This window comes from uncultured Stenotrophomonas sp., assembly GCF_963519925.1.
Taxonomy (GTDB): Bacteria; Pseudomonadota; Gammaproteobacteria; order Xanthomonadales; family Xanthomonadaceae; genus Stenotrophomonas; species Stenotrophomonas maltophilia_AE.
On the sequence record NZ_CAUQPH010000005.1, the window covers coordinates 24,648 to 37,828 of the forward strand.

Consider the following 13,181-nt stretch of genomic DNA (forward strand, 5'->3'; position numbering starts at 1 on the left):
AACGCCGCCTTCGGTTCGGATCATGCCGAAATCGCAATGCCGAACAATGTCGGCGGTCGACTGGGATGCGACCCCATCGGCGGTCTACGGGCGGCCGAATTTCAACGGCGCTTGCGTTTCGCCAACGCGCGGCTGACACCGCGTTGCCACCCGCGCCTGGTCTGGTTCAGGTCCGCGCCTGCGTCGCCTTCTGGTGCGAGGGCCTTCACCAGCATTGCTGCTTGACTGGCTATGGCATTCAAGCTTCTTGAGAATGGCGATTGCGTTGACTTTTACCGTGTTTTCGGCGAGTCCGAGTTCGTAGGCCATGCTCCACACGGCAGGTCGCAGATCTAAACGGAACGCAATGCGCACACCAGGAATAGCTGCGTACACTGCGACTCGATCGCTCCGTGCTAGCGCCCGCCGCCACAGTCCGCAAAAACCCTCTCTGGCGGAGTATTCAGCTGAATAGCAACCACTCGATTGTAGAGCGGCTTGCAGGGACCAAGGTTGTTGTACACAACATGCACCTCGAGGCCACTCTCAAAGGCAAAAAACACGCCTCCGCCACCGTCTCCAACCGCCCGAACTAGATACCAGGACGAATCGAGATCACTGAGACCTCTTTTGCTCACGCCCCTCACGATTCCGGCGTCGACGTCCTTTATGGGAACCGACTCAACTCCAGCGCCCTGCATCCATTTGACGGCGGCCTCTTCAGCAGCAGCATCAAGCAACAGTATTCGATCCGAACCGATTGGAACCCGCTTCGCGCTTGCCAGTCTTCCATTGTTTGATTCCACCCACGGCGGTCTGGCACCACTGGTCGTCGCACATGACGCCAGCAAGGTAGCCAGAAGCACGGACGCGAGCTGCGCCGCTTTTGTGGAAGCTATTTGCATTTCAGGCTCTCCTTAATCGCATCCCTGACACGGGAGTCCGGAACCCCAGGGAATTCGCCCATTATGTTTCCTTCCCATCCTGGCAATGGCATAGTCCTACGGGGCTCGCTAGAAGTGATCTCGTACATGTCATTCCGCCCGCCATACTTGAACTTCATGAGATGGCCGGCTTCATGGGCCACGTCGAACGCAGAGTGAAGTTGCTTGTTCCGAAGGATACTGGAGATTCAATAGACGCATGCTACTGATCGTCGCAATTGACCCACCGTTTCCTGACGCCGAACGACTCCTGGGCATCAACCACGTACCAAGACCGGCAATAGAACGTCAAAAGAGTCTTTCAACGAGTGATCATGTGGTTGCCGAAGCATTCACCAAGCACGCCAAGATTCATACGCTTCGATCTCCACGCACTAGATTGACACCCAACAGCAACGCGATGATTGAGATAGTCGCGAAAAGTGCCAATGACACAACATAGATTGTTCCCCCTCCCCCGCCAGACCGCTGCACCCAAACCTGAGAGACCTGATCCATCAATGCAAAAGCCGAAAGGAGAAACAAAAGCACCCCCAACACACCCATGCAACGGGCGACCGCGTGCTGCCTTGTCCGCCCCCTATACCCCACAAAAATGACCCACACGTCAACAACAAGAAACAGCGGAAGAGCCACTAACAGTAGTACCTGCCATGTCACTTTGCCGACTCCCCGCACGAATACTTGATGGAAATACGTTATTTGCAGCTTGGAGACGGGCACCAGTCATAGCCGAACCCTCCTCTACCGAAGAGTTTGTCATACGTCCTACCACCGAACACCTCGCCGGCGCCATGCCTCTTAAACACTTGTTCGTGAAACCGCCCGATATCGGTCCACCGATCAAGTCTAACTGGGCGATCCGGCGTTGCGCCTGCCGCGCTTAGCGCCTTGGCATGCGCTCTCGCTAGATCTACTCGAATCGCATCCATACGATCATACATCTCTTCGTTGGCCACCTCGCAGCTCAGTCCTTGAATACCTTCCAGAATAGAGTTGCCCAGCCTCGTATTCGTTATCGCCGCCAGCAGGCCCTGGTTCATCGCCACTTCGCGAGCGCGACACGCGTACGGATCGCCGCCTGAGCAAGCCGCCTGGTAATAGAGCCCGTAATTCCCAACGTCCGCATATGCCTGCTCAGTTGGCGTGACCCAACAGCCTCGTTGATCACATGCAAGACCGCTTCTATCCGTGAATATGAGCGGGTTTCCAGAAACATAAGCATAAGTTGACGGCCCGGCGTTAAGACCAATTGGATCACTCTGAACATAGCGCCCCGTCATGGGATCGTAGTCCCTAAAATAGTTGTAGCTTAGCCCGGAGAGCAAGTCCACCCGTTGGCCCGGGAAGCGCAGCGCTAGGTCCAACTCTACGCCGTCCCCGTCGGGGTCGCTACTCGGGATTTGATCGCCGAAAACTTCGCCTTGATTGGTCCACTGCCAGATTGCGACGGTACGCGCCGAGTCGAATACCACGCGCGGGGTGCCGAGATGATCCGGCTGAACATAAGCTAGCTCAGGAACGCCGAACGGCGGCTCGCCGAGGAGTGCGACGGGGTAGCTACCCAACCATACCGCCTGTTGCAGCGGCCCACCGGCGGCGTCGAAACTGCCCAGCCACAGACCGTCCTCGTCATACATCGCGAGCTGAGCAGAGCCGGTGGAAGGCACGCGCAGAACGCGCTCCCCGCGGTGGTTGTAGGTGTAGCTTTCCAGGACAGCATCGCCTTGCTCGACCTGGCTCATTCGGTTGGCGTCGTTATAGCTGTATGCCTTGCCGCCAATGTTGAGGGTGTTGCCTGCCGCATCATAGTTGCGCGACTCACCATCGACCGCTAGCAGGCGATGGCTGTCAGCTGGGTAGGCGTAGGTTGCGGTGCCATTGGCGGTCGTCAGCGAAACTCGGTTGCCGGTGGCATCGTAGGCGTAGGTCTCGATGGGGGTGCTGGTTGGGCCGTCCTGGGTCTGGGTGAGACGACGCAATGCGTCGTAGCCATAGCGTGCCAGCACCGTGGCGCCGCTACCGGTCTTCAGCTCTGTAATGTTGCCTACTGGATCGTAGCCGTAACTCAGCGACAGACCACCAGCTGCGCCGTCATGCACTGCCTGCGGGCGGTAGTCTGTGTCTACCGGTCGTTGCAGTTGCCGCCCATTGCCGTACGTCCAGCCTGTCGCCGGGCCAAACGGGGCATAGGTGACATTGGTCACCACCACCTGCCGCGCCTGGCCCGGGCGTGTAGCTCCGATCTCGACCACCCGCCCGAGGGCGTCATGAGTGTAGTCGACCACGCTGCCGTCTGGATATGTCATTGCAGTCAACTGGCCTCCCGGACTATAGGCATAGCGCACGGTCAACGCCACGCCACCGACCGTCTGCACCTTGCGCGTCAAATCACCGAAGCGGTTGTAGCAATATTGTGTGCTACCGCTGCCGTCCCGCACCCTGGACAGGCGGCCGACACTGAATGCTTCCGCTGCGTCGCAGACGATTTGCGGAACGTCATAGGTGTAGGTAACGTTCAAACTGGCGTCGGCGTAAGCCCTTGCAGTCATACGGCGGAGGACGTCATGACTGAATGTAGTGGTCAGGTTCCGCGCATCTGTCCGGGTTGCCGGATTGCCTGCACTGTCGTAGGTGAAGGTTGTGGTGCCAGTGTCCGGGCTAACCAGCTGAATCAGTTCACCCAGGCCGTTGTAGCTATAGCGCGTTTTCAGCCCTTTCGGATCGGTGACTTCTGTCAGGTTATCTTGGCTGTCATAGGCAAATCTGATATCTGCCGCTATGCCGCCAACATCCTGCAGAGTGCGCTTCAGTCGGTTGAGCGGGTCGTACTCAGATTGAGTGGTTCGCTGCAGTGCGTCGGTGACCGAGGTGACGTTACCGTTGGCGTCGTAGCTGAAATCTGTCGGGTTGGCAGAAGCATCAGCCTGGGTGGTCAGCCGGCTTAGTTGGTTGTAGATTCGGCTTAGCGTGCGCTTAAGCACTCCGCCGGCGTCCTTGGTGTCTTCCCCAACACGATTGCCGGCATTGTCCAGGGTGTAGTGGATGGTGTTGCCGGCGTTGTCGGTGACATCGGTCAGACGATGCGCGGCATCGTAGGTGTAGACAGTGGATGCTCCGTCGGGTTGGGTGACCTGCCGCACGGAGCCGCTAGGCCAATAGGCGATCCGCGTGACGCGATCGTCGGACTCCACGGAATCATCGGGTCCATGAACCTTCGCGGCGGTCAGCCAGCCACGCACATGGTACTCATAGCTGGTGATGACCCCATTCGGATCTTTGACCAAAAGCGGGCGTCCTGCGCCGTCGTAAGCCAGTGTCTCAGTTACATGTCCCAGCGCATCTGTCACCTTCCAGGGATCGCCTTTGCGATACGCGCATGTTGCGGGCGAGGTGGCGCAATTGGCGTCATGGGACATGCGATAGGCGAAGCTTGTGATATCACCCGGGACGGGCCCCGTTACAGATCTGACCAAGCCCACCCGTGGGCAAGTCCCAGCCGAAATATCGCTGGCCTCGCAGTACGTCGCCGTGACCGCCCGGGAGGTGCCGGCGAGATCCTGCTGAGTGGCCTTGGTCATCTGCCTGCGGCCATTGTATTCAAACAACTGGGTGGCGATTGCGACGTCCGTTTCGTCGTAGTAGGAGACCGAAGCCGGCAGCGACGCAGCGTCATTCCACACCGTCCGGATCGCTCTTGCCTGCGTCGTACCAGCGCCTTCGATCATCAACCCGACTCGACCCTTGGCATCTCGCTGGTAAGTTGTGATTAATCCGTTTCGATTGACTTCGCTAAGCAGCCCTTTCGTGTCGTAGCCGTACAGTGTCACCGAAGGCGTGCAATCGCTGCACGTTTCAGATTCGCTGATCAAACGGCGGCCGCTGTTGTAGACATCAAAATTGAACTCCTTGATCGACCCAAGTGGCGCTGTCACCTCGACGCGATTCCCCGTGTCGTCGTAGTTGACTTCGAAGCGATTGATGCCGCCCGCATTCTCTGTCGATATAGCACGCCCGGACGCGTCATAGGAGAATGATGACAGCAGCACTCCATCCTGGAACTTCTCAACCAATTGGACGCGGCCGTTAACGCTGTCGTCCTCGTATCCATAGATAGTGGTCGCGCCTTCCGCGCTCACACTTGTGAGCCGACCTTGGCTGTCGTAGTCATAGTCAATGGAGCCACCACCCGGAAGATCGATCCGTCCAACCTCCATATACCGCTTGTAGTGAAGCGTGGCGACCCGTCCATTTGGAGTAACCAGGCTTGTCGGCTCCCCAACGGAGTTGCGGACAATTGACACCTGCTCCAGTCCGTTCTGCTCGACAGCAGAGATGCGACCTTTCTTATCAAAGATATTGACCGTACTCCCGACCCTCAGACGCCATCCGGCGAAGCTGCCGACGGCATCGTAAGCTTCCTTGAGTTCATAGGCGACCAGGTCGGGCAAGTGGCTGGACCAGGTACCGTCGGGCAACTTGACAAAGATCAGCCCTCCGCCACTGGAAAGGAACGCGAACACCAACCCTTGATCCCGGTCGCCAATCACCTCTGCGGTCAGAAAGCTGCTCCAGTGCTTGCCAAACGCCGAGAGCAGCGACCCGCTCATGGAGGAAAACGTCTGGTCGATGGAGAAACCGGGAAACACAAGATCGGACCTTCGTTCCACCTTCTTACCATTCGCGCACGCGATGGGATTGCCCACCGTCGGATCTGGCGCGGGCGCCGGCGAAGCCGCCTCACATTGCGAGGGTTTTGCAGGGTCAACGAGTTCGGACCAGCGACCACAGCTCCAACCAGAATCTTGAGAACCCACCATGCTGTAGCCGTCTGGGCAAGCGGGCATGGGTATCACCCAGTTCTGGCCGTAGTCTTGTAGTACGGTACCTATCGGGTACCCGCCCGCGGTTGGTCCCACCGCGGTCAACGTATGGTGGCAGCCAGGATAGTCTGTCTCACCTAATGGTACGTAGTGGGCGTTGCTGTACTGCCAACCGCTACCCGGGTTTAGAGACGCCATACTCGCCACTGCGTATACACAAGCTTCCGTTGAATCTGAAAAAACCGGAAGCGGCTGATCGACGACCTCCACTTGAAATCTTTCAGTCGCAGGGAAGCTTGTCCATGTAAGTTCAGCCGCGACCGCAGTGGATCCGAAAGACAGGATACTGACGACAACAAGGGTTGCAATATGAAAGAACGTGAAACGAGCGCAACCAAGGGCGTATGCAGCAGTATCACGAGCGACCGCCACAACGCCGTGGTGCGATAAACACACTGGTTCGCATCGCATTCTCTAATTCCTTTTAATGCGGCATATCCCCGGCGCCGCTGAGCCGCTGCAACAGCCTTCCCCTGTCACAGGCCGATGATGCCACAGGCAATCTTTAGCGAGCGCAGAGCGCGATCAATTTCCAAGGAACCATGCCTTCGGTCACGCTTTGCGCTGCCCAATACGTATGCTTGCCAGTAGAGGTCGTCCGGCTTCCGCCCGTGCAGTCGCTGGCAATCGCGGGCGGAAGTGGCGCAGGCTTTGATGACGGAAGGTTAGAGCGCGGCTTCGGTTCTGGTCATGCCCCACCGTGCCGATGAACTGCAGCGGCGGTCGATTGGGATGCGACCCTACCGGTTCAGCCGTCCAGGCCTGCGGTTGGGTCGCCTTCGGGTTCGAGTGCTTTTACCAGCACTGCTGCCTGGGTGCGGCTGACGCATTCGAGTTTTTTCAGGATGGCGGTTACGTGCACTTTTACGGTGTTTTCGGCCAGGCCCAGTTCGTAGGCGATCTGCTTGTTGAGCAGGCCGTCGGCCAGGCAGAGCAGCACGCGGAACTGTTGCGGGGTGAGCTGCGCGAGGCGGGCAGCGAGCAGTGCGTCGGATTCGGAGCGCTCTGAGCCATCGCCGGGAGCCAGAGGCCGCCGTCGAGGACGGTTTCCACGGCTTTGCCGATGGCGTCTGCGCGGGCGGATGTGGGGATGAAGCCGGCGGCGCCGAACTGCTGGGCGCGGCGGATGACGCGCGGATGGCCATAGGGGGTGGTACCAACGTCCACCCACGCGCATTGGGGCTACCAGTCCGAGTCGTCCCGACCGGGAACTTCATCCACTTCAGAGTCCCAGTCAGATTTACCTTCGTCATCAGAGTCACACGTTCTGAGGGCGGCACCTTCGGTTGTGGCACCAGCCCTTTTCAAGTGCTCAATCACGTCCTTCATGTCGTCGATCACCCATGACTCGGCGTCCTCATCCTGCTCGAGCTTCGCAAGCAACTTCTCGGCCAATTTCAGCGGAGGAATGCGCTTGTGACCACCAATCGAACTCCAGTCGTAGGTGGACATCAGATTCACATCGGCACCCAGGTCAATGAGTTCTTTCACCCGGTCTGAACAGAAGCCGACATCCTCCACCGTCCGCATGATAACCAGATGCAGAGGGGTAAACTCAAAGGAGTTTACGCGGCGGCTTACCTGGCAGACGTTGGTGCGCATGGACTCTCCCACCAGGGCAAAGTCATTGACCGTTCGCCCCAGAACGATCTTCTCGTTGTCCTCAATGAGCGGCTTCATTACATCGAAGAGCGTTCGGGTTGGCTGAGGACCCTCAGCGAGAGCTTGATCGCCTACGGTGGCCGCCGGCGCAGCTGAGGAGGCCAGCGGTTCGGGCAGTGCTCTCGCCTGCATCGTTGGAGTAGCCACAGGTGACGCCCCCGAATGCGGAGCGTTCTCCATCGACACTATCTTTCCTGCGTCAACGCCGGCCGCAGTTGCCAAACCCACCCTGCCGACAGCAGTTGCCGACGCCGTTGACCGCGGCGCCCCGGCAGCGCTGATGTTGACCGACTGGGCAAGTTGAGATGGAATCATGACGGGCGCCTTCGAACGAGATGGCCGCACGTTTTATTGAATCGAAGAGAATGTTACCTTCAGCTTTCGATCACACCGCGTGCGAACAGGTGTAGCACGGACGTGGCAGGCCGCTTGTGTCATGGCTTCATCCGTCACCATCCCCGACCGCCCTGACCAGGTACCAGGACTAGTCAAGATCACTGAGCCCTCTCTTGATAACGCCATTCTTAATTCTGGCGCAAACGTCCTTTATTGAAATCGACTCAATGGCGGCGCCCTGCATCCACTTGATGGCTGTCGAGAAACAGCCCGACTGCCTGCAGCGGGATGACGCCAACTGCAAGCAAGCCAATCGTTCCGAGCAGGTAATCGCCGCATGAACTAGGGATTGTGTCATGGGTTTTTCCTACCTGCTTGCGACGATGTCCCGGCGATTACGTACCGAATTGGATGAGAGGAAACGAGGAGTTGCACTGCAGTGCAGACGAAGCCGCGACTGCAAACCGCAATGGATCCCCCGCCCAAAGGCACCCATCGGGCGGATTACCTCAGGCGCCGCAAGTTATCTTTAGTCGTCTGCGTATATATCAAATGCAAGATTTATATTAAGGTCGGACAAGACGCCCAGCAGCCCGCTCTCCAGCACGAAACCAGAGCTATCCTTCGTGAACCATCCGATAAAGTACTCCAGCTGACCACCGGTTTTTTTCAAATGCAGCAAAAAATCGCGATTTTCAAGCAGCTGGTTACTTATGTTGGCAATCGCGTCCTCAAATGGTTCGACTGTAGGCCACTGATAACTCCAGAACGTCCGCGCCCGGACTCCTGCGAGCTCCGTCCCTTTTGGCGTAGCTTTCCTGTCCCCAACGCTATACGACGCCCTAGGCCCAAGTCCAAGTCGCTTAGTGATATCGTCACTGCGAACCTTGGGGTGCGTAATCCTAAGCGAGATTTTGAAACGCGCTGTACTAGTCACGGCAGATAGCCCTCCAACATTCCTTGATCGCTTCCAGCATCACTCTAACCGAACAATTCACTCGTTTCATGCGGCTGAGTGTAGCGATCTTGCGAGCGCTAACGCATCACTTTGCCACCCAGTACATCGCCAGGTTGGCTTCTCGATCGACAGCGAGACCAGCTGAAAGAACGGAGCCAGCGTGATTCATCTGCGGACAACTGTACAACGATAGACTTTTGTCACCCCCCGGACCGCTGCCAGCAACCAGAGTTCGTCTCCACCAAGGTGCGCTTCGCGCGCTTCTCTTCGCATCTGGGAGCTTTACATTTTGGTATGGAGCGCACTCCGCGACCAGCAGATCGATGCCACCCGGCTTAAAATTGAATGCAACCCAGATTTCTCCAGAATCAATGCTGTGCGCCTCTTCGATATTGGCGGCAGATCTTGGAAATTGTTTGGGCAACCATCCATTGTCTAACATATGGCTCTGGACCGCTGCTTCGTAATTCTTATACCGCCCGTGGGCCAGTTCATTTGTCCCAGCGAGCTGCGAGCAGCCGGTGAGAAGTGCCGACAAAACGATGAAAAAGCGAATCCCATTCATGGATAGGTCATCCCCTTAGGCATTAGAGAGGCACAAGAAGATACGCATGATTCACCGCGCGGACCTACAGCGACCCCCGCTCCGTTCGCCTTGTTGTCGGCTGCGCATTCCGCGTCAGGCTCCCCCTTGTACTGCTGCTGATACAGCTCGCGCGCGACCCCCGCGGTTGCGGCAAATGATGCATCTAGCGCGCCACGTGATGACACTTCACACATCGCTACGCAGTGATAGAACTTGTCGACACCTACAAAATTCTTCGCCACCATGTCGTTCGCTCCCTTTCGAAGCGTATCGATTGTGTTAGCCAGCTGAGAGAGCACTGGCACCTCCGATCCCTTCTCCCATTGGATCGGAGTTCCCCCATTGTTGAATGCGCCAACGCCTTCCAACCCTAGCGGATCAACCACCTCCGGCCGGTTAGGGAACTAGAGGTCAGGTGAACTCCCAGGCCTAAATACCAGATCGCGCCAAAAAGCACCCTCACTGCGAAGCAGATCCGAGAACTCAGGCCGATCAAGCTCTCTCAACTGCGCCATATCCAAACCGTATCGATGGAAGAAGCCGAGCAGTTCCAGAAGCTCAACCCGGGTGAGGGCAGCTCGATCAACAACGATAAACAGCGTCTTCCCCCTTCCGTATTCCTTGGCAACGCAGGAAATCTTGCCAAGCCAACCGAAAAAGCAATCTTCATCATGCTTGGAGTAATACGTGACTCCCTCTGCCTTCAGTTCGACCACGCCGCTCTGATTCATCGGACCCCCGCTTGGGATAAACAATTTTATAGCCTTTGCCACCGCTACCGATCTTCAGCCCTGTAATGTTGCCTACCGAATCGTAGCCGTAGCTCAGCGATGGGCCACGGTAGTCTGCGCCCGTCGTTGTAGTTGCCGCCCGTTGCCGTAGGTCCAGCCAGTAGCCGGACCAAACGGGGCGTAGCTCACATTGGTCACTACCACCTGCCGCGCTTGGCCCGGGCGCGTAACGCCGACCTCGCTGATACGCCCCAGGCTGTCGCGAGCGTAGTCGGCCACGCCTCCGTCCGGATAGGACAGCCGCGCAAGTCGTCCACCCTTCGTATAGGCATAACGCGTCGTCACGGTGGTAGTTGTTAGAGCATCCGGCAGAATTTTCGGCCCTCCCACTCGGGGACCTGAGTACCAAAGCAAATTTCACCGCATCGCGATCCGGCCACCGAACAGGACCTGATTGCCGAATGACTAAATTATCCACCCGCGTAAAGCTGCCGGATCCGGTCCTACTGTCTATGTGAATAGTCCAAAGCGACCCCGGAGCCATCGCGAACGAGCTGGGGCAGCATCGCACTGTCGAGAAGGCATGCAACTTCAGCTCCAGAGGATGCTTCAATCAGTATCAAAGCACCGCCGCTTATAGCTGATTCCACCGCCTCCGGCTTGAGGTCCAGCATCCCAGATGCCCTTCGAAACCCAAAGTCCTCGCGGAGCTGTGTAAACACACTTATGTCAAGAACTATATTCTGAAGGCTGAATCCGTCGACAAAGAGCTGCTTCACATTCTTGAACTTCATAGTGTATGCCCCAGACCCCTGTGGGTCGATTAGGCGTATATCAAATGCATCAGCACCTGTGGCGACAATGGCTGTGATTTCAAAATCATGAATATCAATTTTCATCAACTTATCTCTTGGGCCAGTCGCTCACTGGCACTCCAACTGTCGTAGTCATAGTCAATGGAGCCCCCACCCGGAAGATCGATCCGTCCAACCTCCATATACCGCTTGTAGTGAAGCGTGGCGACCCGTCCATTTGGAGTAACCAGGCTTGTCGGCTCCCCAACGGAGTTGCGGACAATTGACACCTGCTCCAGTCCGTTCTGCTCGACAGCAGAGATGCGACCTTTCTTATCAAAGATATTGACCGTACTCCCGACCCTCAGACGCCATCCGGCGAAGCTGCCGACGGCATCGTAAGCTTCCTTGAGTTCATAGGCGACCAGGTCGGGCAAGTGGCTGGACCAGGTACCGTCGGGCAACTTGACAAAGATCAGCCCTCCGCCACTGGAAAGGAACGCGAACACCAACCCTTGATCCCGGTCGCCAATCACCTCTGCGGTCAGAAAGCTGCTCCAGTGCTTGCCAAACGCCGAGAGCAGCGACCCGCTCATGGAGGAAAACGTCTGGTCGATGGAGAAACCGGGAAACACAAGATCGGACCTTCGTTCCACCTTCTTACCATTCGCGCACGCGATGGGATTGCCCACCGTCGGATCTGGCGCGGGCGCCGGCGAAGCCGCCTCACATTGCGAGGGTTTTGCAGGGTCAACGAGTTCGGACCAGCGACCACAGCTCCAACCAGAATCTTGAGAACCCACCATGCTGTAGCCGTCTGGGCAAGCGGGCATGGGTATCACCCAGTTCTGGCCGTAGTCTTGTAGTACGGTACCTATCGGGTACCCGCCCGCGGTTGGTCCCACCGCGGTCAACGTATGGTGGCAGCCAGGATAGTCTGTCTCACCTAATGGTACGTAGTGGGCGTTGCTGTACTGCCAACCGCTACCCGGGTTTAGAGACGCCATACTCGCCACTGCGTATACACAAGCTTCCGTTGAATCTGAAAAAACCGGAAGCGGCTGATCGACGACCTCCACTTGAAATCTTTCAGTCGCAGGGAAGCTTGTCCATGTAAGTTCAGCCGCGACCGCAGTGGATCCGAAAGACAGGATACTGACGACAACAAGGGTTGCAATATGAAAGAACGTGAAACGAGCGCAACCAAGGGCGTATGCAGCAGTATCACGAGCGACCGCCACAACGCCGTGGTGCGATAAACACACTGGTTCGCATCGCATTCTCTAATTCCTTTTAATGCGGCATATCCCCGGCGCCGCTGAGCCGCTGCAACAGCCTTCCCCTGTCACAGGCCGATGATGCCACAGGCAATCTTTAGCGAGCGCAGAGCGCGATCAATTTCCAAGGAACCATGCCTTCGGTCACGCTTTGCGCTGCCCAATACGTATGCTTGCCAGTAGAGGTCGTCCGGCTTCCGCCCGTGCAGTCGCTGGCAATCGCGGGCGGAAGTGGCGCAGGCTTTGATGACGGAAGGTTAGAGCGCGGCTTCGGTTCTGGTCATGCCCCACCGTGCCGATGAACTGCAGCGGCGGTCGATTGGGATGCGACCCTACCGGTTCAGCCGTCCAGGCCTGCGGTTGGGTCGCCTTCGGGTTCGAGTGCTTTTACCAGCACTGCTGCCTGGGTGCGGCTGACGCATTCGAGTTTTTTCAGGATGGCGGTTACGTGCACTTTTACGGTGTTTTCGGCCAGGCCCAGTTCGTAGGCGATCTGCTTGTTGAGCAGGCCGTCGGCCAGGCAGAGCAGCACGCGGAACTGCTGCGGGGTCAGCTGCGCGAGGCGGGCAGCGAGCAGCGCGTCGGATTCGGAGCGCTCTGCTGCCATCGCCGGGAACCAGAGGCCGCCGTCGAGGACGGTTTCCACGGCTTTGCCGATGGCGTCTGCGGGGGCGGATTTGGGGATGAAGCCGGCGGCGCCGAACTGCTGGGCGCGACGGATGACGCGCGGGTGGTCGTTGGAGGAGACGATGACCACCGGGATGTCCGGGTGGGAGCCGCGTACGTGGAGAAGTGAGGAGAAGCCTCGGGCGCCTGGCATGGTGAGGTCGAGGAGGACCAGTTCTATTTCCGGGTGCTGGTTGAGGGCGGCCTCCAAAGCCTGCGCGCTGGCGACCTCGATGACCTGGACGGCTGGGAGGGCCTGGCGCAGGGAGTGGACGACGGCGGCGCGGAGTAGCGGGTGGTCGTCGGCTACGAGGATGGTGGTTTCGCTCATGGGGGCATTGTAGGGCGATTCCAGGTTGCGGCTA

The 13,181-nt window shown here is 57.9% G+C and carries 8 protein-coding genes and 2 pseudogenes; all 10 read right to left on the reverse strand.

All coding sequences use genetic code 11. The features are described 5' to 3' along the window. Positions 1-167 precede the first annotated feature (167 nt). A pseudogene (locus RWO33_RS02035) lies at positions 168-309 on the reverse strand (LuxR C-terminal-related transcriptional regulator); the annotation flags it as partial. An 86-nt stretch (positions 310-395) separates the two neighbouring features. After that, complete coding sequence (locus RWO33_RS02040; RefSeq protein ID WP_314101563.1) at positions 396-884, reverse strand: hypothetical protein; 489 nt, start codon at positions 882-884, stop codon at positions 396-398. A 737-nt stretch (positions 885-1,621) separates the two neighbouring features. Continuing rightward, positions 1,622-5,629, reverse strand: a complete 4,008-nt coding sequence (locus RWO33_RS02045; RefSeq protein ID WP_314101565.1) for an RHS repeat-associated core domain-containing protein — start codon at positions 5,627-5,629, stop codon at positions 1,622-1,624. 925 nt (positions 5,630-6,554) lie between these two features. Continuing rightward, positions 6,555-6,946, reverse strand: a pseudogene (locus RWO33_RS02050) (response regulator transcription factor); the annotation flags it as partial. A 42-nt stretch (positions 6,947-6,988) separates the two neighbouring features. Continuing rightward, positions 6,989-7,783 (reverse strand): hypothetical protein, encoded by a 795-nt coding sequence (locus tag RWO33_RS02055; RefSeq protein ID WP_314101570.1) that lies wholly within the window; start codon positions 7,781-7,783, stop codon positions 6,989-6,991. Between the two features lie 1,064 nt (positions 7,784-8,847). Further along, positions 8,848-9,327 carry a hypothetical protein gene (locus RWO33_RS02060; RefSeq protein WP_314101572.1) on the reverse strand — a complete coding sequence of 160 codons (480 nt, stop codon included), beginning with the start codon at positions 9,325-9,327 and terminating at the stop codon, positions 8,848-8,850. Positions 9,328-9,752: 425 nt separating this feature from the next. Then, positions 9,753-10,064: a hypothetical protein gene (locus RWO33_RS02065; RefSeq protein WP_314101574.1), complete on the reverse strand. Its 312-nt coding sequence runs from the start codon at positions 10,062-10,064 to the stop codon at positions 9,753-9,755. Between the two features lie 518 nt (positions 10,065-10,582). Then, positions 10,583-10,978, reverse strand: a complete 396-nt coding sequence (locus RWO33_RS02070) for a hypothetical protein (protein WP_314101576.1) — start codon at positions 10,976-10,978, stop codon at positions 10,583-10,585. Then, entirely contained in the window at positions 10,978-11,565 is a 588-nt protein-coding gene (locus tag RWO33_RS02075; protein WP_314101578.1) for a DUF6531 domain-containing protein, read from the reverse strand. The genes RWO33_RS02070 and RWO33_RS02075 overlap by 1 nt, the downstream gene beginning before the upstream one ends. A gap of 925 nt (positions 11,566-12,490) precedes the next feature. Next, a complete protein-coding gene (locus tag RWO33_RS02080) occupies positions 12,491-13,147 on the reverse strand; it encodes a response regulator transcription factor (RefSeq protein ID WP_314101581.1) in 657 nt (218 codons plus the stop codon). Positions 13,148-13,181 lie beyond the last annotated feature (34 nt).

Excerpts from the sequence above, each read along its gene's own strand:
- RWO33_RS02060 (WP_314101572.1), bottom strand. The coding sequence starts at position 9,327 with ATGAATGGGATTCGCTTTTTCATCGTTTTGTCGGCACTTCTCACCGGC.
- RWO33_RS02040 (WP_314101563.1), bottom strand. The coding sequence starts at position 884 with ATGCAAATAGCTTCCACAAAAGCGGCGCAGCTCGCGTCCGTGCTTCTG.
- RWO33_RS02070 (WP_314101576.1), bottom strand. The coding sequence starts at position 10,978 with ATGAAAATTGATATTCATGATTTTGAAATCACAGCCATTGTCGCCACA.
- RWO33_RS02055 (WP_314101570.1), bottom strand. The coding sequence starts at position 7,783 with ATGATTCCATCTCAACTTGCCCAGTCGGTCAACATCAGCGCTGCCGGG.
- RWO33_RS02080 (WP_314101581.1), bottom strand. The coding sequence starts at position 13,147 with ATGAGCGAAACCACCATCCTCGTAGCCGACGACCACCCGCTACTCCGC.